Below are 23,756 nucleotides of genomic sequence, written 5' to 3'. Positions count from 1 at the left end.
TCCCAAAGATAAAGAGTAAAAGATGTGATTTATGGTAAGAGGAAAAAGTCTGCTTCAATCATAAAAAAAAGCAGCCTAGGCTGCTTTTTTGTTCTTAAATGTTATTTATTAAGAAATTAGTTATTCTTAAATTCACCGACAACTTCATTAGAATGTTCCAGTAGTTTACGGCCTTGGCGACTTGACTGGGTGAGAGCGATAAACAGAATATCAATAACAAAGTCTTGTGCTGTTCGCGCAAGAATTGACGATAAACGCACAGACTCACCTTCAGCCACTGAGTAAAGTTTTACATCAGCAGAGTCAGCAACAGGGCTACTGCCAAACTTTGTGACTGAGATCACTGAGCTGTCATTCTTTTTCGCTTGTTTAACTACTTCAGCAATTTCGCGGGTCATACCTGACTCACTTATCGCAATCACCAAGTCACCTTTTGAAAAGGTAGCAACGTATGCAAGCTGCGCGTGGCCATCTGGCTCGGCTATTGCAGGCATGCCGAGTTTTTGTAATTTATAAGAGAAGTCTTTTGCAACTAATGCTGAGCCACCTAAACCACAGATCAGTATGCGCTTTGCTGACTTTAAAAGCTCTACTGCTTTTTCGACTGCCACGGCCTCGTTGAGATTCTTTGTTTCAGTGAGTACAGCCAGTTTACTACTTAATAATTTTTCTGCGATTTGTTCAAGTGAGTCATTAAGGGTGATTTTACCATGTAGTTTTGGTTCACTTGTTTCGTCATTGAGCGCATCAATCACCGCAAGTTTAAAAGCAGGAAAGCCTTTGTAACCTAATTTTTGTGAAAACTTCACCACACTTGACTGGCTCACTCCAACCACTTTCGCAAGCTCAACGGATGATAAGTTACGAATAGCATTCGCCGAATTTAGTGTGAAATCAGCAAGCTTTGCTTCGCTGCTCGATAAAGACTGGCGTAAAGCTTTAATTTTTACAAAAGTAGACATAGGGCTCACTTTGTTTAATTAACTTAAGTCACATTGCATAGTAATGTACTACACACCTTAAGTTGCGATACGTAATTGCTTTGATACCACGACTTATTTTTTGTTTTACTTGACCTAAGTTTGGAATATTTTTCTTTAATTAGATGGAATAATATAGTTTTATTCCATAATAGATACAAGATTATTTGTTGAGATAGCTGCATTTTTAGAGACTTAGCGATAATGTATGCTGTTTATTCTTTATTTAGTAAATAAAATATTTTACATGTTAAGTGGGTGTTGCTACTGTATTGCTGAGAATCGTCAACGCTTAAATCATCAGGTATGAATCTGTTATGAGTTTTACCCCTTTAAAAAAATTTCTTAAACAGCTGTGTTATCTCAGTAGTGCTGCTTTTTTAGTAAGCTGTGCCAGTCATCAATATACCTTCACACAATCAGCTAATTACAGTCACCGTGTAAAGTTTTTAGTAATGCATTACACCGCCATTGATTACGAAAAGTCGATGCGTGCGTTAGTGGATGAAGGGGGCTTAAGTTCACATTATTTATTACCAGAATCAGGCGATCCAAGTTATCCAAAAGACGATTTAGAAATTATTCAGCTGGTTGATGAAAAAGACAGAGCATGGCACGCCGGCCGCAGCTTTTGGCAAGGCCGAGAAGATTTAAATGATCATTCAATTGGTATTGAAATCGTGAATGTACCAACCTGTCATATACCTGAGCAAAGTCAGCCAGCAATGGAAAACGATGCCAGCAAATTGTGTATTTTTCCAGACTATGATGCCAAACAAATTGAGTTGTTGATTGAGCTTAGCAAAGATATCTTGGCGCGAAACCCAGATATTGGCCCAACTCAAGTTATCGGCCATTCAGATATTGCGCCAAGCCGTAAGAACGACCCGGGCCCGCGTTTTCCTTGGTACCAACTTTATAAAGCGGGTATCGGTGCGTGGTACGACAGCGACACTGTTGATAAATATTGGCAATTATTTAGTGCATCAAAACCCTCTGTTGAGTTAATGCAAAAAGCACTGCGTAGCTACGGCTATGAGGTGATTGCTACGGGACAGCTTGATTCGCAAACTTTAGATGCCTTAAGTGCTTTTCAAATGCACTTTTTGCCTTGGCATGTAAGTGGGAATAGTGATGCCAGAAGTGCCGCTGTGTTGTTTGCTTTATTAGATAAATACTTCCCTAAAAAGCTTGAGCGGTTATTTAAAGAATATCAGCAGCAACAGCAAGCGGTTGAGCCAGAGCCAAAAACACTGGCTAATGCACAAGTGATAGCCCGTATTCCTGCTCTTGATCCAAGCAGTCGCGCGCTTGTTAACGACAGAGGCACCTTTGTCGCCTATAAAGGTCGCGGTGAGATCATCATTGAAAACCAAGACGCAACCAGCGCCGACATTTATATTAATGGTGAAAAAATCAATATAGCTTCGCCTTTAACTGCCGAAAAAATATATCAATACAGTTTGGCTAAACGTACTCACAATGGCATCAACACCTATAAAGTTGAGAATGTATTGCCTGAAGGGGCAAGCTTAACCTTACGCTTTCCTTATCCAACGCTTGATAAAAACAGCAGTCAAAAGCGCTTTAGTGCCGTTGATGAATTAATTACTCAAGAAATTAAAGAGGGCTTTCCGGGCGCGGTACTTGCCGTTGTTAAAGATGGCAAACTGATTAAATTAAGCCATTACGGCGCAGCTAAAAAGTACCACGCTGATGGCAGTGAGCTCAAAAGCCCACAAGCTATGCAAAACAATACCTTGTTTGATATAGCCTCAAACTCAAAAATGTTTGCCACTAACTTTGCGCTAATGAAGCTTGCCAGCGAAGGAAAGCTCGACGTAGAAAAACCGCTGTTTTATTACCTACCAGAATTTAGAGGCAGCGGCCGTGAGCAGCGTTTAGTAAAAGACTTACTTACCCATAGTGCTGGTTATCCTGCCGTGGTTGATTTTCATCGTAAAGACAATAAATTTGGTGAGCGCTTTTTTTCACAAAACAGTCTGCGTACTAAAAACCTGTTATTAACTGGCGTTCCCTTCGTGGCTGGACGTAACGTAAAACACTTATATTCTGATATCGATTATATGTTGTTAGGTGTACTGGTTGAACGCATCAGTGGTATGGCGCTTGATACTTATGTTGAGAGCCAAATTTATCAACCGCTTGGTTTAACACATACGGTTTATAATCCATTGCAAAAAGGCTTTTTAACCTCACAAATTGCGGCCACAGAGATTAATGGTAACACCCGAGGTGGACGCATTGAATTTGAAAATGTTCGAACCGATGTTCTGCAAGGTGAAGTACATGATGAAAAAGCCTTTTATGCCTTAGGTGGCGTAGCGGGGCATGCAGGGCTTTTTAGTACTGCTGGTGATTTGTCAGTGCTTATGCAGGTATTACTCAATGGCGGTGGTTATGACAATAAGCAAATTTTTACGCCACAAGTACTTGAGCAATTCACAAACTCTCAAGCAAGTGATGAAACCTATGGGTTAGGGTGGCGACGAGCGGGGCATCAAGCGCGAACTTGGCATTTTGGTCCTTACGCCAGCCCGCGTGCTTTTGGTCATACTGGTTGGACTGGCACTGTGACCGTCATTGACCCCGAGTACGACCTTGCTATTGTGCTATTAACTAATGCGCGTCATACACCTATTGAAGGTTCGCAAGAAAATTACGAGTTTGTCGGTAAACGTTTCGAAACGGGTAAGTATGGCTCTATTATCTCACTGATTTATGAGAGTATATTAAATCACTAGTCGAATTAAGTTGAGTTTAATGGTAAAGCCATTAAGCTTAGCGAGTTTTCGCATAATAAAAATAAAATGCTGTTCTTAATTTAAAAGGGTTTTTATGTCTTGGTATTCAATTTTACCACCCTTGATTGCTATCTTAATTGTGTTTTGGCGCAAAGAAGTGATCATGGCGTTATTGGTCGCGGTTGCGTCGTCTGAGTTTTTACTTGCTATCAATGGTGAAGGTAATAGCTTATTTTACACTTTCATTAATACCATTGAGCGTGTTGTTGAAGTCGCCAGTTCCCCTGGTAATAGCCGTATCCTTATTTTTAGTATCTTAATAGGTGCATTACTTGCCTACATTCGTGAATCTGGCGGTGTCGCTGCTACCGTTAATTTACTGATGAACAAAGGGGTTGCCAAAAGTAAGCGCCAAGTTGGTTATTTAACCATGTTCTCAGGTATTGCAGTATTTATTGAATCTAACTTAAGTGTATTAACCTCGGGTATTTTATCGCGTGGTTTATTCGATAAATTTAAAATGAGCCGAGCACGCCTTGCTTATATTATCGATAGTACCAGCGCACCTGTGTGTATCTTAATCTTGTTAAATGGCTGGGGTGCATACGTGCTTGGTCTACTTGGCAACTACGAAATGGAAGAGTCTGCGGTATCAGTACTTTGGGGCAGTATAGGTTATAACTTTTACGCCATTATCACTTTACTTATCGTGTTCTATACCATTACTTTTGATAAGGTACATGGGCCATTAAAGCAAGCTGAAGATAATTTTGAACAACAAGAAACCGAGCTGGCTGAAGAAGTAAAAGGCTCTAAAGCGCGTTATATGCTTGTGCCACTTATTACCTTAATAGCTAGCATGGTTGGCTTTATGTTCTGGACTGGCGATGGCGATATTGCCAGTGGCAGTGGTTCTAAATCAGTGCTGTATGCAACTATTTTAGCTTGTGTTGTGGCTTACTTTTTAATGATTAGCTCTCGCGACTTTACTCATCATAAGCTTGTTGATATTGGCTTTAAAGGTATGGGTGAGTTGCTACCACTGGTAGCAATTGTATTGCTGTCACTTACCTTAGGGGCAAGCTTAAAAGACCTAGGTACGGGTGTGTTTGTAGCTGGTCTTGTGGGTGATTTCTTACCTATTTACTTGGTTGTGCCAGTGCTATTTTTAACCGGTGCGGTAATTTCATTTACCACTGGTACCTCATGGGGCACATTCGCGATTCTTATTCCAATTGGTGTACCGCTCATTCAAGCTTTAGGTTTACCACCTTCATTAGTAATTGCTGCTATTTTAGGCGGTGGCGTGTTTGGCGATCACTGCTCGCCAATCTCAGATACCAGTGCGGTATCGGCTATTGCATCAGGGTGTGATTTATTAACTCACGTAAAAACCCAAATGCCATACGCCTTATTTGGCGGCGCGTTAACCTTTATCGCTTACCTAGTGACGAGTATTATTGTTTTATAAGTAATAGCTGTAAGCTTTAAGCTATAAGCAAAAAACCACAGAAGTCTGTGGTTTTTTATTGCTTGAAACATAGGTCGTTATTTATTGCGACACATTTAATTCTTAAACAGTTACGGACCAAAGTCCGACCTACAAGAGTGTGGACAGAAACCATCGCGCGAAATAAATTTCACGCCTACGGTACTCCTTTACTCTTTTTCCTTGTAACTCGCTAACTTGTTGGGTTTCGCTTCGCTCTACCCAATCTACGATTTAGGTACAACTTTATAAATCCCTACACCATCAACACCAAGGTATAGATCACCATTAGGGTGGGTGGCGAGGCTACGTACACGACCTACACCTTCAAATACTTTGCTGTGGCCTGTTACTTTGTCACCATCTAGCTTCACTAACACAAGGTGGCCAAACTTCATCGAGCCTACGGCAATTTGACCTTGCCACTGTGGGTATTTATCGCTGGTGATAAACTCCATTCCAGAAGGGGCGATTGATGGCACCCAATACCAATCAGGTTGTTCCATTCCTTCGCGGCTGGTTTCGTCGGTAATTTTTGTACCAATGTAGTTGATCCCATAGGTGATCTCAGGCCAACCATAATTCGCGCCTGCTTTAACTATGTTGATTTCATCACCGCCACGAGGGCCGTGTTCATGGCTCCATATAACTCCCGTTTCAGGATGCATCGCCATACCTTGTGGGTTACGGTGTCCATACGAATAGATGCTTTTGTGAGTTGTATTATGGTTATAAAACGGGTTTGATTTAGGGATAGAACCATCGCTATTGATACGGTGAATTTTGCCTGCATCGTAGTCTAGGCTTTGTGGGTGAACGTCTCTTTTGCCACGGTCGCCAATAGAGAAATACAAGTAACCTTCTTTGTCGAACTCAATACGCGAACCATAGTGTTTCGTTGTTTTAATATTTGGCTCGCCATCAAATAATAATTGCTGATCGACAAGAGTCATATCTTTAAAGCGAGCGCGCATAATTGAGGTATTGTAACCCTCACCATCACCTTCATAGCCCGAGTAGGAAAAGTAAATCCAGCCATTGTCGGCAAAGTTCGGATCAAGCTCTATATCTAATAAGCCCCCTTGACCTTCATCATGTACTTTAGGTGTGCCTTTAACTGTTTGCTCAACGAGTTTACCATCACGAATTAACCTAAGCTCACCACGTCTGTCGGTAACGAGTAAATCTCGCTCGTTAAGCCAAGCCATACCCCAAGGAATTTGAATCCCTTCGCTTACTAATTCTAGTTTGTAGTTATTCGCACTGGCATCCAGTGGAATTTTTTGCTCTGGCTGAGCACAAGCTTGCAAGCTAGATAAGCTAATTGAGGCAATGATTAAATTGTTAAACAAAGACCTTTTCATGGTAACTCCATAATATTTAAACACGATGTTATTAGCCTAGCTGGTTCAGCATTAAATTGTTATTAACATTAGAACAATGTGCGATTATTGGTAGGAAAAGCGAGGTAAGGAGCGGGGGAGTAGTCAGCCGTCTGATTTGACCCCGATAAAGTAAACTCGGGGTTTAATTAACTTGTTTGTTTTCACTCCGTTCTACCGAACGTCATGTAGGTCGTCATTTATGGCGACAAATTATCTTTTCATTAACGGGCTTAAGCCCGACCTACAAGAGTTGGATTGAGGCCATCGCGCGAAATAAATTTCATGCCTACGGTACTCCTTTACTCTTTCCCCTTGCTAACTGGCGAACTCGTTTTATTAAGATGCACACTTTTTCGTTTCGTGGGTTAGCTGTTTGAGTGCGATGATTTGGCCTTGCTTGTTTTGGTCAAGTGCCAGTAGGTCACCTTGGTGAATATGGGTATCTAGGGTGCCGTGCTTTTGTAATTCTTCAAGTAGCGATTGTTTAATTTGTACGAGTACATTTTGCTCGCAGTCGGCGATATACCAGTCGTTATCAACACTGACTAGACGGCCGGTGAAGCTGGTGCGGGCTTGGTGATTGGCTAATGCTTGTTGGTAGTTAGTATCTAGCATTTGCTTTTGCTGCTTTAGATTGCTTACATAACTGCCTTTAGAGTCGAGCTCGTGAACTTCTACCCATTGATAATCAGAAAGATCAACAGCATAAATGTTTGTTAGTTCTCGATAATTATATTCAAGCATAACAAAGCCAAATAATGCTAGGGCAACAAATAAACTGGCCATTTGTATTTTCAAAAAACGTTGTTTTTTAGGCCGTGTTACTTGTGGCGTTTGCATTTGTGCAAGTTGTTCGGTGCTAAAGCTGTGCTGTGTTTTACGCTTTTGAAAATGTGCTTGTAAATCAGCATCGAGTTGCTCGTCGTTACGCTTCATGATGGCCTCCTAGTTGTTGTTTCAGGTTTTGACGGGCATATCGCAGCCGAGTTTTAATGGTCTCTGGGTTACTTTGTGTAATAGCAACAATATCTTCGAGACTAAAGCCTTCTTGCTGTAGGGTCAGTGCTTCTCGCTGTACAAAGCTAAGAGCCATGAGTGCTTTATCAAAGGCTTCATAGTCGTAGTGATATTCTGCACCTTTTGGTTCAGAAAAAACTTGGTTGTCTTCTAATTCAACGAACTTTTGCTGCTTACGAAACTCATCAATCAACAAATTACGTGCTAAACGAAATAGCCACGCTTTTGGATTGTTCTGTTCATTGTAAAAGTCGCGTTTATCAATAACTTTTAACCAAGTTTGCTGGCATATATCGAGAGCAAGATCTTTATCACTTTGGGTGACTAGGTAGTGATAAAGATCGTTCCCGTACTGAGCAACGAGTTGGTTAAGATAACGGTTGTCGCCTGTTTTGGCATACTGCGCCAAACAATCAGTGTTTGGCTTGTCAAATAACCATGTCTTGATGCTCATTAGCATAGGCCGTTATCCATCTATTTTAAAATCAAGTTGAACGCTTTGGTTTGTTTGTAATTGTGCCACACCTTCAACAACTTTAGGGCGATATTTCCAACGTTTAATAGCGCGAATTGCTTCGCGGTCAAATACCCGTTTAGGCTCTGCATCAATAATAACTGGGTCGATAACTTCACCAGTCGGTGAAATGCTAAAGCTAATTTGCACCCAGCCTTCAATCCCCTCGCGGGCTGCAACCGGTGGGTATTTAGGATTTATGCGTACAATTGGCGTTGCATCTCCCGTTGGTTGGTTAATGCTTTTGCTAAGCGTGTCGCCAATGTTATCGAATGTCATCGTTGGTGTTAAATCTGCTACCACAACCGTATCTGGATTATCACTCGTTGGGCGTGGCGGCGTTTTTGGTGGAATTTTAGCAACTGGTGGTGGCGGCAGTGTTTGCTTTACTTGCACTTTTGAATCTTCTGGTACTTCATAAATTTCAACCGTAATATCTGGGCCTGTTTTTACATCGGCTCTTTGCTCAGCAGAAATTAAGTACTGCATAAATGCAAATGCTGCAAAGGTCATTACACCGCCACCAATAATTGCTGCGGTTGTCTTTAAAGCTGTATTGCTGTTATTCAAGCTTGCTGAGTTTAGTGGTAATGTATGCATAGCCGTTCCTCTTTGGATAATTGCTTTCATAGCTAAAACGGCTGGCAAATAAAAAAGGGGTGAAATTTTTTTCACTAATTTTAGTGTGACTTTTTAGGTTGTTATGAAACTTATTCAAATAGATAAAGCCCGTTACCGTAAACATTTAAACCAAGTGATTATTGCTTGTGTAATTGCTTTAGCCTTTGGCAGTTTAGCCATTTCACAAACATTAATTGCGTTATTCCCTGACCCAAGCGGTAGCCATTTTCATTGGAACCTATTAGGCGTTGTTGTGTGTAGTTTGCTGGTGGGTTTTGTGCTTAATAAATACCGCAACCATGATTACATGACTGAAATTGTCTATGTGTGGGAGCTAAAAAAAGCGCTAAATAAAATTACTCGAAAAATGCCAAAGTTAAAAGCTGCAGGGCGCGAGGGCAATGCTGATGCTTTATTAGCAATTCATTACAGCTATGCCGGTTCGCGTTTGTTATGGCAGCTTGATGACAACACCATTACCATGGATGAGTTGGCAATTAAGCAGGCAGAGCTTGATAGTGTGGCAGAAAAATACAACCTGTCACTTGATGCAGAACGTTATGATGAGTCAATCTTAAAGCAATTTTAAGGACGAATAATGAAAAAGGTTTTGATTGTTTGCTTGGGCAATATTTGCCGCTCACCTACTGCTGAAGCGGTACTTCGTAGCCGTGCCAAGGCATTGGGTGTCAATGTTAAAGTTGATTCTGCTGGCACTATTGGCTATCACCAAGGCAATCCACCTGATTCACGTTCAAAAGCAGCAGCCGAAAAGCGTGGTTATAGTTTTAAAGGGATATATTCGCGACCTGTGACTCAAGCTGATTTTTATGAGTTTGATTTAATCCTTGCGGCAGACAAGCAAAATCTTGCTGATTTACAAGCCCAGTGTCCAGAGCACTTACAATATAAGTTGTCGCTGTTTTTAAGTCATGGTGATGCAGGGCAGAGCGAGATCCCTGATCCCTATTATGGTGGCGATCAAGGTTTCGAAAAGGTACTCGATTTAATTGAGGATGCAGCAGATAACTTGTTAAGCAGGTTATAAAAAGGGTCGCATTGCGACCCTTCTTTTTATTAGTTGATTTTAAAATCTAATTGCACCCGAGAAGTCGCAGCAATAGCTTGACCATTTTCAAACTTAGGCGCATAACGCCATTTTTTCATTGCTTTAACCGCTTCTCTTTCAAACGCAGTACCACCTTCAGAATCAACCACAGTTATGTTGTCTACAAAGCCTGACGGGGTTACTTCAAATTCCATCACGACACTGCCATCTTCCATACGTTGAGCTTTTGACATTGGGTATTTAGGTGGCACACGGTATAACGGCTCTTGTTCTTGGCTTTCTTTCCAAGGCACCATTTTCGCAATCGCTATACAATGTTTGGTTGCTTCGTCACTTTTACCTGTTTTTTCGTATAAGTGAACCAGCTTGGAATGGGCATCGAGTTCCGTTTTGTGATCAAAGTCTAGCTCTTTATCAAACACGCTCACTACATGATTTAAACGTTCAATGGCGGTGCTGTATTTACGTTGGCTTTCTGCAAATGCGGCAACTAAGAAGTCAGCGCTAATACGATCGACAGCGTTATCGGGTAAGTTTTCTTGGTAGTATTTATCGGCTTCTTCAAGATATTCCTTTGCTGTGTAATAGCGTTCACTATTAATTTTATAAGCAAGGATACGTGCCGCAGTCAATTTTGTGTCAGCAACAAGTTTGGCTGAATTTTGCTTTTCAGCTATGGCAATAGCGTCATCTAAATACGTATCAGCACGCTTAGCTGAAGGGGTGGATTCTGCCATGCCGATTAATGAGTCATACACTTGCACACTTAGCTTGCCGTGGTTTTTTTCGAGTATTTCGTAGGCTGTACGATATAACTCAAAGCGCTGATCTTGTTCGCTTTTAGCGAGGCTGTTTGCATAGTTAATAGCAAGATTTGCGGTGTTGTCGGCGCTTTCGCCATAAACCTCTTTACCTAACTCAAATGCTTTTTTAGCAAGTTCGCTGCTGTCTTGTTGGTTTTCTACAGCGGCGACATAAGCGCGATAGGTGTCGTTAAATTCTTGCGCGGTCGTTTCATTGGCAATGCCTTGCTGACTAAATAGTAATGCAATGCATAAGGCAAGTGAGCTCTTTTTCATAATAATCCTTATTATTTCTGCCCAGTCTTTGGATGATAACTGATACAAGTTAATGATAATGGTTATCATAACTAGGTACAAGGTATCAAATCGCTTTAGATGCATCAATGCTTGCTTTGTGTTTATGTTTTTAGATTATTTGTTGCAGTAAAAACCCCGGCTTTCATAGCGCAAAGCTCGTATCTTCAAGTGGTTTGAGTGTATAATACTTGAATTGCTGGTAACTGCCTCAATATTAGTTATCACTCGTCGTATGTTGCATTCTTACAACCTTCAAGCTGTTGTAATCACATTTGCAGTATCGCATTTATTTTTTAATTTTGGATTTGTCGTGGCGCAAGTAAGAGCAAGAGTCCAGCTAAATGTTGGCAAAAACAGTGATATTCCTGCAGAAATCGTATCTTTTAGTGGTTTAAAAGATGGTCAAGAGCATGTGGCATTAGTATTTAATCAAGCCGACACTGAGCAAGATGTGCCATTAATTCGCATGCATTCAGAGTGTTTAACGGGTGATGTATTTCACTCGTCACGTTGCGATTGTGGTGAACAATTAAATGAGTGTATCGAAATGATGCATCAGCAAGGCGGCATTTTACTGTACTTACGCCAAGAGGGCCGTGGCATTGGTTTATACAATAAGATTGATGCTTACGTATTGCAGTCACAAGGCATGAATACATACGAAGCGAATAACCACTTGGGTTTTGCTGATGATTTACGTGACTTTTCAGATGCGGTTTTAATGTTAGAGGCTCTTGGGCAAAAGCACGTTAAGTTAATGACCAATAACCCAAATAAACTTAAAGCACTGCGTGATGCAGGCATTGAGGTTGACTCTGTTGTGGGCACGCACGCTCATATTAAAGCAGGTGTAGTAGGCAATCGTGCTTACCTCGAAACGAAAATCAAACATGGTTCGCACATGCTTGATATTAAAAAAATTAAAAAGCCTGAATAAATTTCACAACAGGTGACTATAAACAAGTAGCGCACCCAGTTATACTCGGTGCGTTTTGTCGTTATTGAATGAGAAATTATGTCAATCGAAGTTCGTGTTTTTAAAGCTGGTGCAGGCGTAAAGTGGTTTAAAGCAGGCTGGGAAATCTTTAAGCTGCAACCGTTTACTTTTATCTTAATGCATCTGCTAATAGTGGTAATTAGCTTTTTGGCGCTAGTACTGCCTCTATTGCAAGTTGTTGGTGCGTTTGTGACGCCGTTTTTAATGGCGGGGTTTTATCAAGCTGTGCTCACAAAACAACAAGGTGGGACTATCAGCCAAGTTGATATTTTTAAGCCATTTAGCAACAAAGGAAACCGTATTGGTTTAGTGCGAGTCGCGGTGTATCAGATGGCGGCGGGTATTTTATTGGCATTACTGTCTAATTTTATCTTTGCAGATGCTTACGCGGTTATCTCGAGTCAGACTTTTGACCCTCAAAATCAAGCTCATTTGGCTGATTTATTAGCGACCATTTCTATGGGGCAAGTTGCGGTATTTTTATTGGCTATCTGTGTGTATTTAACGGCTTTTGCCTACGCAGTACCTTTGGTCTACTTTCAAAAGCAAAGCAACATGTTTGCGGTGTTAAAAACCTCTTTTATGGTATTTTATAAAAATATGGCACCACTGAGTGTGTATGGCCTTATTTGTGCCGTGTTAATGGTGATCTGTATTCCTTTATCGTTTATTCCTCTATTGGTTTTAATGCCAATTTGTTACATTAGTTTCTTCGTGTCATTTCAGGCTATTTTTATGCCGGTTGTACCAAAAAGTGATGACCAAGCTAATGCGCCTGAATCACCGTCGCAATCAGGACGTTTTGACGCGTAATGGATGATAAAGAACAAAAGTTAAAGAATTACGTACTTTGGTTACTATCTCGACAAGATTATTCGCGTCGGGATCTAACCCGAAAGTTACAGCAAAAAGAGGCGACGCCAGAGTTCACAGAGCGTTTGTTAGATTGGTGTGAGTCACACAACTTTATTAACGAGCAGCGCTATTGTGAAGGGTTTGTACGCCGCCATTTAGCAAAGTATCATGGTGCAAAACGCATTCAGAGCGAAGCGATGGCAAAAGGGATAGACCGAGCATTATTAGATAAGACGCTCGAAGAGTTCGAAATCGATTGGTTTGAACTCGCACAGGACGCATATTTAAAGAAGTTTTCAAATTCAGGTAAAGAACTCGACCAGAAAGAAAAAGCGAAACGTGTTCGCTACTTGATGTATCGAGGCTTTAATTACGAACAAATTGATTTTGCAATGCAAGCACAGCAATAAACGGGTGAGATTTTCACATGCAGCATATGACTACCGCACAGATCAGGCAACAGTTCTTAGACTTTTTTGCCTCTAAACAACACCAAATTGTTCCTTCAAGCTCGCTGATCCCGGGTAACGATGCCACGTTATTATTCAATAATGCCGGTATGGTGCAATTTAAAGATGTATTTTTAGGTGCGGAAAGCCGCCCTTATTCACGTGCAACCAGCTCACAACGTTGTGTGCGTGCCGGTGGTAAACATAATGACCTTGAAAACGTAGGTTACACTGCACGTCACCATACATTCTTTGAAATGTTAGGTAACTTCAGCTTTGGTGATTATTTCAAGCAAGACGCAATTAAGTTTGCTTGGGAATTTTTAACTGAAGTTGTAAAACTTCCGCAAGAAAAGCTACTTGTTACCATCTATCACGATGACGAAGATGCTTTCAACATTTGGCATAAGGAAGTAGGTCTGAGTGAAGACCGCATTATTCGCATTGCAACTAGCGATAACTTCTGGTCAATGGGTGATACGGGTCCGTGTGGTCCATGTTCTGAGATATTTTACGATCACGGTGAGCACATTTGGGGTGGTCCTCCGGGTTCACCAGAAGAAGACGGTGACCGTTTCATTGAGATCTGGAACCTAGTATTCATGCAGTTTAACCGCCATGCCGACGGTACAATGGAGCCGCTTCCTAAGCAGTCTGTTGATACAGGTATGGGTCTTGAGCGTATCTCTGCGATTTTACAAGGCGTGCACTCAAACTACGAAATCGATTTATTCCAAGCACTCATTGCAGCTGCGGCTAAAGTGACTAACGCACAAGACTTAGATGATAAATCGTTACGCGTTGTGGCTGACCACATTCGTTCGTGTGCATTCTTAGTATCTGACGGCGTTATGCCATCTAATGAAGGCCGTGGTTATGTACTACGTCGTATTATTCGTCGTGCGGTTCGTCACGGTAACAAGTTAGGCGCGAAAGGCGCATTCTTCTATAAGCTAGTTGCTGCGTTAATTGAGCAAATGGGTCAAGCGTACCCAGAGCTTGCTAAGCAACAAGAAATTATCGAAAAAGTACTACGTATTGAAGAAGAGCAGTTTGGTAAAACACTTGAGCGTGGTCTGGCAATTCTTGAAGAAAGCCTAGCAGACATCAAAGGTGATGTGATCCCGGGTGATTTAGTATTCAAGCTTTACGACACTTATGGTTTCCCTGCTGATTTAACGGCAGACGTGGCGCGTGAGCGTTTTATGACCATTGATGAGCACGGTTTCCAAGAGTGCATGGCAGTGCAACGTAAGCAAGCACAGCAAGCTGGTAAGTTTGGTGCTGATTACAACCAACAACTTAAGTCTGAAAAACACACAGACTTTAAAGGTTACGATGCAGAGCATTACACAGGCACAGTGGTTGAGCTTTTCCATGAAGGTCAATCTGTTTCTGTACTTGAAGATGGTCAAGAAGGTATCGCAATCCTTGACCGCACACCGTTCTATGCTGAATCAGGTGGTCAGGTTGGTGATACCGGTGTGTTAAAAGTTGCTGGCGGTGAGTTTGTCGTTACTAACACCACTAAGCTTGGTAATGCATTTGCGCACCATGGTCGTGTACAAGGCCGCATTGGTACAAACGATAAAGCAGAGGCAACCATTGATGCAGCACGTCGCGATAGCATCAAGAAAAACCACACTGCAACACACATTTTACACGAAACGTTACGTCAAATTTTAGGTGAGCACGTAAATCAAAAAGGTTCACTTGTTGACCCAGAGCGTTTACGTTTTGACTTCTCACACTTTGAAGCAGTTACAAAAGACGAATTACGTCAAATTGAGCGCGCAGTGAACGATGAAATCCGTCGTAACTTTGCGCTTGAAACTGAGCTAATGGCTATCGAAGATGCAAAAGCAAAAGGTGCAATGGCATTATTCGGTGAAAAATACGACGACGAAGTTCGCGTAGTAACCATTGGTGATTACTCAATCGAGTTATGTGGTGGTACTCACGTTAAGCGTGCAGGTGATATCGGTTTATTTAAAATCGTATCAGAAAGCGGTATCGCTGCCGGTATCCGCCGTATTGAAGCAGTAACAGGTGCTGAAGCTGTTGCTTATGTAAGTGAGCAAGAGCAACAACTAAACGATGTTGCAGCGCTAGTAAAAGGTGATAGCAGCACAGTACTTGAAAAAGTAACTGCGTTACTTGAGAAATCAAAAGGCCTTGAGAAGCAAATTGCACAGCTTAACGACAAGCTAGCAAGTGCGGCAGGTGCATCGTTACTTGACTCTGTTGTTGAAGTGAACGGTATTAAACTACTGGTTGCTGATGTTGCTGGTACTGAGTCTAAAGCACTACGTGGCATGGTTGATGACCTGAAAACGAAGATTGGTTCAGGTGTTATTGCCCTTGGTGTAGCTAATGGCGATAAAGTAAGCCTAATTGCAGGTGTAACTAAAGACCTAACAGGTAAAGTGAAAGCCGGTGAGCTTGTAAACCACATGGCTGCACAAGTAGGCGGTAAGGGCGGTGGTCGTCCTGATATGGCACAAGCTGGTGGTACTCAGCCAGAGAACCTAGCTACAGCCTTAGAAAGTGTAACTGGTTGGTTATCTGAGCGTTCTTAACCACTAGTGGCACTTATCGTCCAAAAATTCGGTGGCACCTCAGTTGGCTCAATTGAGCGAATTGAGGCCGTCGCTGACCTTGTTGTAAAAACCAAGCAGCAAGGCCATCAAGTTGTGGTGGTGCTCTCGGCAATGTCGGGAGAAACTAACCGTCTTATTCAACTCGCTAAACAAATCGATTCTCGACCAAGCGCCCGTGAGCTTGATGTACTGCTTACCACAGGTGAGCAAGTGTCTGTTTCTTTACTGGCAATGGCTATTATTAAACGTGGCCACTCAGCGGTAAGTTTGCTGGCTGATCAGGTCAACATTCGCACCGACAATATGTTTGGTAAAGCGCGTATTGAAGAGGTTGCAGCGACTCGTTTAAAGCATGAGCTTGAGCACAACCGTATTGCTATAATTGCAGGCTTTCAGGGCCGAGATATCGAAGGTAATATCACCACACTTGGCCGAGGTGGTACTGATACTTCAGCAGTTGAGATTGCGGGAGCGATTAATGCTGACGAATGTCAGATCTATACCGATGTTGATGGCGTATATACAACTGATCCGCGTATTGAACCAAATGCTCGTCGAATGAGCCATGTTACTTTTGAAGAAATGCTCGAAATGGCGAGTTTAGGTGCTAAGGTATTGCATATTCGTAGTGTAGAAGCGGCAGGAAAATACAATATACCGCTCAGAGTACTATCGAGTTTTAACCCAGATCAAGGGACCTTGATCAGTTTTGAGGAACCGGAAGTGCAAGCAAATATTGTGTCAGGTATTGCTTTCAATCGTGATGAAAGTTTGATTTATATCAATCAAATGCAATATGGGATTGAAAACCTGGCTAAAATTACGAAACTTTTTGCAGAGTTTGGTATCGAAATTGATATGATTAATCAAGTTAATCATAACTTTGAAAAAATAGACTATGCTTTTACTGTGCACACCAATGATTATGAACAAGCATTGGAAGTTTTAACCTTAAATCAGGCTGCGCTTGGCGCAGATTCTATTAAAGGAATAAGCAATGTTGCTAAGGTGTCAGCAGTAGGAGTGGGGATGAAGTCACACTCTGGAGTAGCAAGTTTATTTTTTAATGCGCTTGCCGAAGAAAACATCAAAGTCATTTTGGTGTCGACATCTGAAATTAAGATTTCAGTTCTAATAGACGAAAAATATTTAGAGCTGGCAGTACGTGCGCTGCACAAAGTTTTTTTAACTGAAAATGAATAAGATTTAGAGTTTTTACTTACTTTTAAGTCTAGATTTCATTAGAATGTTTTTGACGCGGAATCTTTTAATTTTTTGGAATATGGGAGCAAGAGAATGCTAATACTAACTCGTAGAGTAGGTGAAACCCTTATGATCGGTGACGAAGTTACAGTTACTGTTCTTGGTGTTAAAGGAAATCAAGTTCGCATTGGTGTTAATGCGCCTAAAGATGTATCAGTACATCGTGAAGAAATCTACATGCGCATCCAAGCAGAGAAATCTAACCCAAATCCGGGCAACGTTTAATCAGCGAAAGATATTTTAAGAGCCACTCATTGAGTGGCTCTTTTATTTAGTTCTGCAATAATCTCTTCATTTAGCGCTTTTTTAGACAGGTATTGCATACCTCGACTAGCTTTCAAAATATAGCCTCGCTCAGTCTCAATTATGTCTGTGATTTGTTGCCATGTTAGTTGATAGTGTTTATAGGGGTTTTCGGCTTTAACACCTTCATCATCAAACACGATAGTTACTTCACTACCTGAAGCACGACTCATCATTTGTCTGGCCACCCACCATGGACGTTTATAATAAAACGATAAGCACTCCACTACGGCAAGCATTATCATAAAACTACCTAAATAATGGTTTTCTAACTGGTAAAAGGCTAGTAGGCCTAATGTTATGAGCAATGCTAACAGAGGATATTTAGGTTTAGCCTGAGATGAGTAGGGTAAAGACTCATCAAAGCACTCGTAGTAATACGGTTTATCTAATGTGTAAGTTGTAGTTAATGTCATTCGTGGACTCACTTAATTTGCTGATAGCAGTTTAACATTGATAAAAAAAATCTGCCGCAGTTGGTTTTCATTTAGTTGTCATTGTGAGAGCTTAAGGTATGTGTATTTTAAAGGTGTAAGCTATATGTTTGTTAGTTCAATGTCGTTAGCACTTGCAATGACTACAAATACTTTTTTGGTTATGGGCGATATGCCATACACCCCGATAGATGAAATTAATCTCGCAGAAGGCGGAAAAATTGCCAAGGCAATCGCAGCGACACCTCATGAATTTTTGATGCACTTGGGCGATATGAAATCGGGCTCACTTGCATGCACGAATAAGCTTTTGCAAACTAACAAGGTGTTACTAACATCGTTGACTACACAGCCTTTCATTTACACCCCTGGTGATAATGAATGGACCGATTGCGACCGAGAAAAGCTATCTGTGCGTTTTGATGAGCTTGAGCGGCTAAGTTTTATAAAAGGCTTAATGTTCGACGAAGCTTATACACAAAAAGCAAAGCGGCTACAGGGTTATGCGACACAAGCTGAGATGCCAGAAAATGCCCGATGGCAATTTAATGGCATTGAGTTTCGTACCTTGCATATCCCGGGCACCTTTAATGGTCGCTCGCAAATCTTAAAAAGTGATAAAAACGCAGCACTGGATGCCGCCGATATGCGTGATAAGTACAATCTCATTTGGCTAAAGCAAGCACATGTTCATCAGGATGCTAAGGCCTATGTGTTTGGCTTTCAGGCAGATATTTACCACCCAACCAGTAAATCCGCTTGCAGTGAGTCACAGCGCGCCGATTGTGATGCCTTTAAAGTATACCGAGATGCCATCAGCGATTTTGCAAAGCATACCAATAAGCTAGTGCTCGTGATGCATGGTGATACAGGGCCATACTGTACACAACAGTTAGCGAGTAACTTAACGCGCTTAAATGTCCCCGGTGATTTTGCCGTAAGTGACGTCGCAAAAGTGAGTTTTATCGACGGTCAGTGGCATATAGCGAGTGTAACGACAAATAAGCCTCTCACAACGTCTTGTAAATGAAAGCGTACTCTTAGCCATCAGCTTGTAGGTTGGGTAGAACGGAGTGAAACCCAACGCACTCAGAGCCATCAGCTTTCAGCCGTCAGCTATTAGATAAACCCAACAAGTTAGCGAGTCTCTAGGGGAAAGAGTAAAGTTAGCAAGCTTGAGGCTCGCGTAGGCGTGAAATTTATTTCGCGCGGTGGTTTATAAAGTCATCAGACTTTAAATCCAAGTTAAGACTTGTAGGAGGCGTTTTAACGCCGAAAAACTCACGCTATAGCAAAAAATTCACGGTTAAAATCATTCCTACGATTATCTCAGATCTCATACCTCATTTAAAAAACAAAAAAGCGGCACTAGGCCGCTTTTTTCGTAAGGTGTGATATTAGCAGTTAGTTTCTTCTGCTTTAACACCTTCTTTAACTTCTTCACATGCATCTTCAACTGCATTTTGTGTATCAGTGATTGCTTCATCTATACGCTCACCGGCTTCCTCTGCTGAGTTGTCTTCACAACCCATAATGAATAAACCTGAAAATAGGGCGATAGTAGCGGCTTTTAAAGTTGAATTTTTCATAACTAAATTCCTTGTAAATTAAATATTAGGGTTAATTAAATTTTAACTTGCTTTACTTAGGTACGTTGCCTCTAAGAGCACCTGACACTAACGAAATAACAAGCAATACTAAAAAAATGAAAAAGATAATCTTAGCAATGCCTGCTGCGGCTCCAGCAATACCGCCAAAACCTAACACTGCAGCGATTAATGCAATAACTAAAAAAGTAATGGTCCAGCGTAACATAGTGGTCTCCTTGCCTAATTAATTTTTCAAATGGTCGAGTTGAATAAAGCGAGTTTTATGCCAATCATTATTATCTTTATATTTCAGTTGCTTAGCGTTTTTTGTGGGCGGGGCATGGTTATTCTTTTGGTAACTTTTACGATCAAGCGTGTAACTTATTCATAGTGATATTTTTTCATATTAATTAAATTCATTTTATATTTAGCTTTGTCTTTATTGGTAAGACCAATTTCGCACTTTGTCATGAGTTGTTACTGTAACACCTTGTTAAGCAGGGTTTTTGAACAGAACTTGCTTTTCGTCGGTTTGTTTTAATATAACTGATGGCTATATTCATTATTTTTATCATCTATAACGTAAGGTTAATTGCTGAAATAGTATGGTGTTAATTAGTTGTGCTCTATGTTATTTTGAGTTTAATTGGTTTTACCAATTTACAATAGGCTATACAAATTATTTTTGTTTGTTATTATTGCTGAATAAATATTTAACAAAAATGATTTTTTATTTTTAATCATCGAAGGGGAGTTGTATGGATATTGGTGAATTGCTCACAACTGCAGGCAGCTTAATGGTAACAGGCATGGTTGGCGTGTTTGTTTTTCTGAGCATTTTAATATCTGCGGTTATTTTAATGTCGAAAGTTGTAAGCCGATTCGATGATCCTACAAGTGTAGAGCCAACACGAACAGCAAAAATTCAACCTCAACAGGGTGTGCCTCAGGCACATATTGCCGCGATCAGCGCTGCAATTGCACAATTTCGAAATAAACAAAAATAATGGGGCAGCTTAAACATGGCTAAATTAAAACTTACAGAATTAGTATTGCGTGACGCTCATCAGTCTTTATTGGCCACGCGTATGCGTTTAGACGACATGCTACCCATGGCTGAAAAACTTGATAATGCAGGTTATTGGTCTATTGAATCATGGGGTGGAGCAACCTTTGACTCATGTATCCGTTATTTAGGTGAAGATCCTTGGCAACGTATTCGCGAATTAAAAGCGGCAATGCCAAATACTAAACAGCAAATGCTATTGCGCGGACAAAACCTTTTAGGCTACCGCCATTATGCAGACGATGTTGTCGAAAAGTTTGTAGAACGAGCCCATAAAAATGGTGTAGATGTGTTCCGAATTTTCGATGCTATGAACGATGTACGTAATCTTGAAACTGCAATTAAAGCAGCGGTTAAAGTAGGCGCACACGCTCAAGGTACTATTTCGTACACCGTAAGCCCAGTACACACACTTGATATGTGGCTTAAACTTGCGAAACAGCTCGAAGAACTAGGCTGTCATTCTATTTGTATTAAAGATATGGCTGGTTTATTAAAGCCATATGATTGTGAGCAGTTAATCAAAGGTTTAAAAGAAACCGTATCTATTCCTATCGCGATGCAGTGTCACGCGACGACAGGATTAAGTACTGCAACTTACCAAAAAGCTATAGATGCAGGTATCGATATGCTTGATACCGCAATTTCGTCTATGAGTATGACTTATGGTCATAGCGCCACAGAAACAATCGTGTCGATTGTTGAAGGCACAGAGCGAGATACCGGCCTAGATTTAAACCAACTAGAAGAAATTGCCGCGTACTTCCGTGATGTTCGTAAAAAATATGCTGCTTTTGAAGGTAGCCTAAAAGGTGTTGATGGCCGTATCTTATTAGCACAAGTGCCAGGTGGTATGTTGACTAACATGGAAAACCAGCTTAAAGAGCAAGGTGCTGCCGATAAGCTTGATCAAGTATTGCTTGAGATCCCACGTGTTCGTGAAGACTTAGGCTATATTCCACTGGTAACTCCAACGTCTCAAATTGTCGGTACTCAAGCGGTACTTAATGTATTGACTGGTGAGCGCTATAAAACGATTACCAAAGAAACCGCAGGTGTACTTAAAGGTGAGTACGGTGCAACGCCGGCACCTATGAATAAAGAGCTACAAGAACGCGTTCTAGATGGCGCAGAAGCAATTACTTGTCGTCCTGCTGATAAACTTGAACCTGAACTTGAGAAGCTAGAAGCTGAATTATTAAAAGAAGCTAAAGAGCAAGGTTTAGAGCTTGCTGATGATGTGATTGATGATGTGCTTACCTATGCATTATTTCCACAAATTGGTCTTAAGTTTATTAAAAACCGAAATAATCCTGATGCATTTGAAGCTATTCCTACAGGTGAAGTTGCTAAGCCAGAAAGCAAACCAGCTGCTGCAAACTCAGTAAAAGCTGAGCAATACAGCGTTAAAGTTGATGGCAAAGTTTACGATGTCGTTGTAGCACAAGGTGGTGAGCTTAAAGAGGTGACTTTAAAAGACAGTGAGTTAATTCCTCAGTCTGCTTCAGCGTCTGCTGGCGAAACTTTAAACGCGCCATTGGCGGGTAATATTTTCAAAGTGAAAGTAAAGCCAGGCCAAACAGTAAACCAAGGTGATGTAGTTATCATTATGGAAGCGATGAAAATGGAAACTGAAATTCGCGCTGCACATACCGGCACGGTTGCTGAAGTTTTAGTTGCCGAAGGTGATTCTGTTGCCACTGGCGATGCATTGATAGCGCTGGCGTAGGAGACAGAGAATGGATGGTCTTTTAAATCTCTGGCATGCAACAGGTATCGCTAACTTTACCTTTCCTGCCTTGATCATGATTGCGGTTGGTTGCTTATTGTTATATCTAGCAATTGCTCGTAATTTTGAACCCTTACTATTGTTACCAATAGGCTTCGGGGCGATCTTAACGAATATTCCTGCTGCAGGCTTATCTGAACCAGGTGGACTGCTTTATTATGTGTATCACATAGGGATTGATTCTGGGGTGTTTCCACTTCTGATCTTCATGGGGGTTGGCGCGCTAACAGACTTTAGTGCCTTGATAGCAAATCCGCGTATGTTGCTGTTAGGTGCAGCTGCGCAGTTTGGTATTTTTGCTACTTTATTTGGTGCAATTCTACTTAACTTTATTCCTGGCTTTGAATTTACGCTACAAGATGCATCGGCAATTGCCATTATTGGTGGTGCGGATGGTCCAACGGCTATTTTCTTAGCATCTAAATTGGCACCAGACTTACTTGGGGCTATCGCAGTAGCGGCTTATTCATATATGGCACTAGTGCCAATTATTCAGCCACCAATTATGCGTGCACTAACAACGCAAGCAGAGCGCGAAATTCAAATGCCGCAACTTCGTACTGTATCGAAAAAAGAGAAGATTATTTTTCCTTTAATGGTGCTTAGTTTAACTATCTTGTTTTTACCAGCTGCAACACCACTTGTAGGCATGTTCTGCTTAGGTAACTTGATGCGCGAATCGGGTGTGGTCGATCGTTTAAGTAACAGTGCACAAAATGAAATCATCAACATTACCACGATTTTCTTAGGCTTAGCGGTAGGTTCAAAGCTTGCTGCTGATAAGTTCTTAACGGTAGAAACTATCGGTATTTTGGTGTTAGGTGCATTAGCGTTTGCGATTGGTACAGCTTCAGGGGTGTTTATGGCAAAAGGTCTTAATAAGATCTCTAAATCGCCAATAAACCCATTAGTAGGCGCTGCGGGTGTTTCAGCGGTACCAATGGCAGCACGTGTGGTGAATAAAGTAGGTCTTGAAAGCAATCCGCATAACTTCTTGTTAATGCATGCTATGGGACCAAACGTTGCAGGGGTATTAGGAAGTGCCGTTGCAGCAGGTATTTTGTTAGCGATTGTTGGCTAAGTCGATTTACTTCCAACCGACTGGCGCAGTAATTTTACTGCGCTTTTTTTTGCCTATAGACTAGGGTCACCCTAAAGAAATTGTAGTTAAATGATAGTTGTGTAAGGAAGCCACCATGAATATCTTTATTATCTTACTATGCCTTTTTGTTGCCTTGGTTATTCTAATACCGCTACTTGAAAAGTATCAGTCTAAAATGGGGCTTGATGGCGCTACAAAATACGCAAAGTACATTTGGCCACTGGTGATGATTTCGCTAATTATTCAACTTATTTATGTTTTATTAAGGTAATAATAGCTTCTGTGTTGTGTTTTATTTCAGGCATGAATCGCGCCTGCGCAAGCTCATACTTGCTTTCAATTATTGAAGAGAATAAAGGTCATTAAGGC

General features: G+C 41.2%; 24 protein-coding genes. 15 read left to right on the top strand and 9 right to left on the bottom strand.

What is annotated here, in order from left to right:
- Window positions 1–116 precede the first annotated feature (116 nt).
- On the bottom strand, window positions 117–962 hold the full coding sequence (locus ACSFVZ_RS17940; protein WP_135925859.1) for a MurR/RpiR family transcriptional regulator: 846 nt from the start codon (window positions 960–962) through the stop codon (window positions 117–119).
- 335 nt (window positions 963–1,297) lie between these two features.
- Between ACSFVZ_RS17940 and pbp4b the strand changes: the two genes are divergently transcribed.
- A complete protein-coding gene (gene pbp4b / locus ACSFVZ_RS17935; protein ID WP_235382768.1) occupies window positions 1,298–3,745 on the top strand; it encodes a penicillin binding protein PBP4B in 2,448 nt (815 codons plus the stop codon).
- 94 nt (window positions 3,746–3,839) lie between these two features.
- Window positions 3,840–5,216, top strand: a complete 1,377-nt coding sequence (locus ACSFVZ_RS17930; protein ID WP_235382769.1) for a Na+/H+ antiporter NhaC family protein — start codon at window positions 3,840–3,842, stop codon at window positions 5,214–5,216.
- Between the two features lie 245 nt (window positions 5,217–5,461).
- Here ACSFVZ_RS17930 and ACSFVZ_RS17925 read toward each other — a convergent pair whose 3' ends face one another.
- From ACSFVZ_RS17925 to ACSFVZ_RS17910, 4 genes are all read right to left on the bottom strand, one after another.
- Complete coding sequence (locus tag ACSFVZ_RS17925) at window positions 5,462–6,598, bottom strand: PQQ-dependent sugar dehydrogenase (protein WP_235382770.1); 1,137 nt, start codon at window positions 6,596–6,598, stop codon at window positions 5,462–5,464.
- A 357-nt stretch (window positions 6,599–6,955) separates the two neighbouring features.
- Window positions 6,956–7,555, bottom strand: coding sequence for a hypothetical protein (locus ACSFVZ_RS17920; protein WP_235382771.1), 600 nt, complete (start codon window positions 7,553–7,555; stop codon window positions 6,956–6,958).
- Window positions 7,545–8,096 (bottom strand): RNA polymerase sigma factor, encoded by a 552-nt coding sequence (locus tag ACSFVZ_RS17915; protein WP_421968077.1) that lies wholly within the window; start codon window positions 8,094–8,096, stop codon window positions 7,545–7,547. The genes ACSFVZ_RS17920 and ACSFVZ_RS17915 overlap by 11 nt, the downstream gene beginning before the upstream one ends.
- A 6-nt stretch (window positions 8,097–8,102) precedes the next feature.
- Window positions 8,103–8,750 (bottom strand): energy transducer TonB, encoded by a 648-nt coding sequence (locus tag ACSFVZ_RS17910; protein WP_435559356.1) that lies wholly within the window; start codon window positions 8,748–8,750, stop codon window positions 8,103–8,105.
- A 103-nt stretch (window positions 8,751–8,853) separates the two neighbouring features.
- Between ACSFVZ_RS17910 and ACSFVZ_RS17905 the strand changes: the two genes are divergently transcribed.
- Both ACSFVZ_RS17905 and ACSFVZ_RS17900 read left to right on the top strand, forming a co-directional pair.
- Complete coding sequence (locus ACSFVZ_RS17905) at window positions 8,854–9,360, top strand: DUF3087 domain-containing protein (protein WP_435559355.1); 507 nt, start codon at window positions 8,854–8,856, stop codon at window positions 9,358–9,360.
- 9 nt (window positions 9,361–9,369) lie between these two features.
- A complete protein-coding gene (locus tag ACSFVZ_RS17900; RefSeq protein ID WP_135925850.1) occupies window positions 9,370–9,819 on the top strand; it encodes a low molecular weight protein-tyrosine-phosphatase in 450 nt (149 codons plus the stop codon).
- Between the two features lie 29 nt (window positions 9,820–9,848).
- On the opposite strand, the gene ACSFVZ_RS17895 is transcribed toward ACSFVZ_RS17900, so the two are convergent.
- Window positions 9,849–10,919, bottom strand: coding sequence for an energy transducer TonB (locus ACSFVZ_RS17895; RefSeq protein WP_199526250.1), 1,071 nt, complete (start codon window positions 10,917–10,919; stop codon window positions 9,849–9,851).
- Window positions 10,920–11,250: 331 nt separating this feature from the next.
- On the opposite strand from ACSFVZ_RS17895, the gene ACSFVZ_RS17890 reads away from it, so the two are divergent.
- The 6 genes from ACSFVZ_RS17890 (at window position 11,251) to csrA (ending at window position 17,329) form a co-directional block, all read left to right on the top strand.
- Window positions 11,251–11,877, top strand: a complete 627-nt coding sequence (locus ACSFVZ_RS17890) for a GTP cyclohydrolase II (protein WP_135925848.1) — start codon at window positions 11,251–11,253, stop codon at window positions 11,875–11,877.
- A gap of 78 nt (window positions 11,878–11,955) precedes the next feature.
- Window positions 11,956–12,750, top strand: a complete 795-nt coding sequence (locus tag ACSFVZ_RS17885) for a BPSS1780 family membrane protein (RefSeq protein ID WP_435559354.1) — start codon at window positions 11,956–11,958, stop codon at window positions 12,748–12,750.
- On the top strand, window positions 12,750–13,202 hold the full coding sequence (locus ACSFVZ_RS17880) for a regulatory protein RecX (protein WP_135925846.1): 453 nt from the start codon (window positions 12,750–12,752) through the stop codon (window positions 13,200–13,202). Before ACSFVZ_RS17885 ends, ACSFVZ_RS17880 begins: the two co-directional genes overlap by 1 nt.
- A gap of 17 nt (window positions 13,203–13,219) precedes the next feature.
- Window positions 13,220–15,820 carry an alanine--tRNA ligase gene (gene alaS, locus ACSFVZ_RS17875; protein WP_135925845.1) on the top strand — a complete coding sequence of 867 codons (2,601 nt, stop codon included), beginning with the start codon at window positions 13,220–13,222 and terminating at the stop codon, window positions 15,818–15,820.
- A 6-nt stretch (window positions 15,821–15,826) separates the two neighbouring features.
- A complete protein-coding gene (locus tag ACSFVZ_RS17870) occupies window positions 15,827–17,044 on the top strand; it encodes an aspartate kinase (RefSeq protein WP_135925844.1) in 1,218 nt (405 codons plus the stop codon).
- 93 nt (window positions 17,045–17,137) lie between these two features.
- On the top strand, window positions 17,138–17,329 hold the full coding sequence (gene csrA, locus ACSFVZ_RS17865; RefSeq protein WP_036970495.1) for a carbon storage regulator CsrA: 192 nt from the start codon (window positions 17,138–17,140) through the stop codon (window positions 17,327–17,329).
- A 26-nt stretch (window positions 17,330–17,355) separates the two neighbouring features.
- Here csrA and ACSFVZ_RS17860 read toward each other — a convergent pair whose 3' ends face one another.
- The gene (locus ACSFVZ_RS17860; RefSeq protein WP_199526247.1) at window positions 17,356–17,823 is read right to left on the bottom strand and encodes a YcxB family protein; all 468 of its coding nucleotides are present in this window, start codon (window positions 17,821–17,823) and stop codon (window positions 17,356–17,358) included.
- Between the two features lie 124 nt (window positions 17,824–17,947).
- On the opposite strand from ACSFVZ_RS17860, the gene ACSFVZ_RS17855 reads away from it, so the two are divergent.
- The gene (locus ACSFVZ_RS17855; protein WP_435559353.1) at window positions 17,948–18,871 is read left to right on the top strand and encodes a hypothetical protein; all 924 of its coding nucleotides are present in this window, start codon (window positions 17,948–17,950) and stop codon (window positions 18,869–18,871) included.
- Window positions 18,872–19,238: 367 nt separating this feature from the next.
- Here ACSFVZ_RS17855 and ACSFVZ_RS17850 read toward each other — a convergent pair whose 3' ends face one another.
- Together ACSFVZ_RS17850 and ACSFVZ_RS17845 are read right to left on the bottom strand one after the other, a co-directional pair.
- On the bottom strand, window positions 19,239–19,430 hold the full coding sequence (locus tag ACSFVZ_RS17850) for a hypothetical protein (protein WP_135925841.1): 192 nt from the start codon (window positions 19,428–19,430) through the stop codon (window positions 19,239–19,241).
- A gap of 52 nt (window positions 19,431–19,482) precedes the next feature.
- Window positions 19,483–19,656, bottom strand: coding sequence for a DUF1328 domain-containing protein (locus tag ACSFVZ_RS17845; protein ID WP_064485886.1), 174 nt, complete (start codon window positions 19,654–19,656; stop codon window positions 19,483–19,485).
- A gap of 532 nt (window positions 19,657–20,188) precedes the next feature.
- On the opposite strand from ACSFVZ_RS17845, the gene ACSFVZ_RS17840 reads away from it, so the two are divergent.
- From ACSFVZ_RS17840 to ACSFVZ_RS17825, 4 genes are all read left to right on the top strand, one after another.
- On the top strand, window positions 20,189–20,437 hold the full coding sequence (locus ACSFVZ_RS17840; RefSeq protein WP_135925840.1) for an OadG family protein: 249 nt from the start codon (window positions 20,189–20,191) through the stop codon (window positions 20,435–20,437).
- 15 nt (window positions 20,438–20,452) lie between these two features.
- Window positions 20,453–22,225: a sodium-extruding oxaloacetate decarboxylase subunit alpha gene (gene oadA, locus ACSFVZ_RS17835; RefSeq protein ID WP_138558651.1), complete on the top strand. Its 1,773-nt coding sequence runs from the start codon at window positions 20,453–20,455 to the stop codon at window positions 22,223–22,225.
- Window positions 22,226–22,235: 10 nt separating this feature from the next.
- Window positions 22,236–23,366, top strand: coding sequence for a sodium ion-translocating decarboxylase subunit beta (locus tag ACSFVZ_RS17830; protein ID WP_135925838.1), 1,131 nt, complete (start codon window positions 22,236–22,238; stop codon window positions 23,364–23,366).
- A gap of 115 nt (window positions 23,367–23,481) precedes the next feature.
- Window positions 23,482–23,658: a hypothetical protein gene (locus tag ACSFVZ_RS17825; RefSeq protein WP_165385086.1), complete on the top strand. Its 177-nt coding sequence runs from the start codon at window positions 23,482–23,484 to the stop codon at window positions 23,656–23,658.
- Window positions 23,659–23,756 lie beyond the last annotated feature (98 nt).

Origin of the sequence: Pseudoalteromonas nanhaiensis (assembly GCF_051235485.1) — a bacterium.
GTDB lineage: Bacteria > Pseudomonadota > Gammaproteobacteria > Enterobacterales > Alteromonadaceae > Pseudoalteromonas > Pseudoalteromonas lipolytica_C.
This window is presented reverse-complemented; position numbering and strand designations above follow the sequence as displayed.

Bases quoted from the DNA above. Each gene is read 5' to 3' on its own strand.
- pbp4b (WP_235382768.1), top strand. From the start codon at position 1,298: ATGAGTTTTACCCCTTTAAAAAAATTTCTTAAACAGCTGTGTTATCTC.
- ACSFVZ_RS17915 (WP_421968077.1), bottom strand. From the start codon at position 8,096: ATGCTAATGAGCATCAAGACATGGTTATTTGACAAGCCAAACACTGAT.
- ACSFVZ_RS17885 (WP_435559354.1), top strand. From the start codon at position 11,956: ATGTCAATCGAAGTTCGTGTTTTTAAAGCTGGTGCAGGCGTAAAGTGG.
- ACSFVZ_RS17920 (WP_235382771.1), bottom strand. From the start codon at position 7,555: ATGAAGCGTAACGACGAGCAACTCGATGCTGATTTACAAGCACATTTT.
- ACSFVZ_RS17840 (WP_135925840.1), top strand. From the start codon at position 20,189: ATGGATATTGGTGAATTGCTCACAACTGCAGGCAGCTTAATGGTAACA.
- csrA (WP_036970495.1), top strand. From the start codon at position 17,138: ATGCTAATACTAACTCGTAGAGTAGGTGAAACCCTTATGATCGGTGAC.
- ACSFVZ_RS17925 (WP_235382770.1), bottom strand. From the start codon at position 6,598: ATGAAAAGGTCTTTGTTTAACAATTTAATCATTGCCTCAATTAGCTTA.
- ACSFVZ_RS17830 (WP_135925838.1), top strand. From the start codon at position 22,236: ATGGATGGTCTTTTAAATCTCTGGCATGCAACAGGTATCGCTAACTTT.
- ACSFVZ_RS17900 (WP_135925850.1), top strand. From the start codon at position 9,370: ATGAAAAAGGTTTTGATTGTTTGCTTGGGCAATATTTGCCGCTCACCT.
- ACSFVZ_RS17860 (WP_199526247.1), bottom strand. From the start codon at position 17,823: ATGACATTAACTACAACTTACACATTAGATAAACCGTATTACTACGAG.
- ACSFVZ_RS17880 (WP_135925846.1), top strand. From the start codon at position 12,750: ATGGATGATAAAGAACAAAAGTTAAAGAATTACGTACTTTGGTTACTA.
- ACSFVZ_RS17825 (WP_165385086.1), top strand. From the start codon at position 23,482: ATGAATATCTTTATTATCTTACTATGCCTTTTTGTTGCCTTGGTTATT.
- oadA (WP_138558651.1), top strand. From the start codon at position 20,453: ATGGCTAAATTAAAACTTACAGAATTAGTATTGCGTGACGCTCATCAG.
- ACSFVZ_RS17930 (WP_235382769.1), top strand. From the start codon at position 3,840: ATGTCTTGGTATTCAATTTTACCACCCTTGATTGCTATCTTAATTGTG.
- ACSFVZ_RS17845 (WP_064485886.1), bottom strand. From the start codon at position 19,656: ATGTTACGCTGGACCATTACTTTTTTAGTTATTGCATTAATCGCTGCA.
- alaS (WP_135925845.1), top strand. From the start codon at position 13,220: ATGCAGCATATGACTACCGCACAGATCAGGCAACAGTTCTTAGACTTT.
- ACSFVZ_RS17905 (WP_435559355.1), top strand. From the start codon at position 8,854: ATGAAACTTATTCAAATAGATAAAGCCCGTTACCGTAAACATTTAAAC.
- ACSFVZ_RS17855 (WP_435559353.1), top strand. From the start codon at position 17,948: ATGTTTGTTAGTTCAATGTCGTTAGCACTTGCAATGACTACAAATACT.
- ACSFVZ_RS17940 (WP_135925859.1), bottom strand. From the start codon at position 962: ATGTCTACTTTTGTAAAAATTAAAGCTTTACGCCAGTCTTTATCGAGC.
- ACSFVZ_RS17895 (WP_199526250.1), bottom strand. From the start codon at position 10,919: ATGAAAAAGAGCTCACTTGCCTTATGCATTGCATTACTATTTAGTCAG.
- ACSFVZ_RS17910 (WP_435559356.1), bottom strand. From the start codon at position 8,750: ATGCATACATTACCACTAAACTCAGCAAGCTTGAATAACAGCAATACA.
- ACSFVZ_RS17850 (WP_135925841.1), bottom strand. From the start codon at position 19,430: ATGAAAAATTCAACTTTAAAAGCCGCTACTATCGCCCTATTTTCAGGT.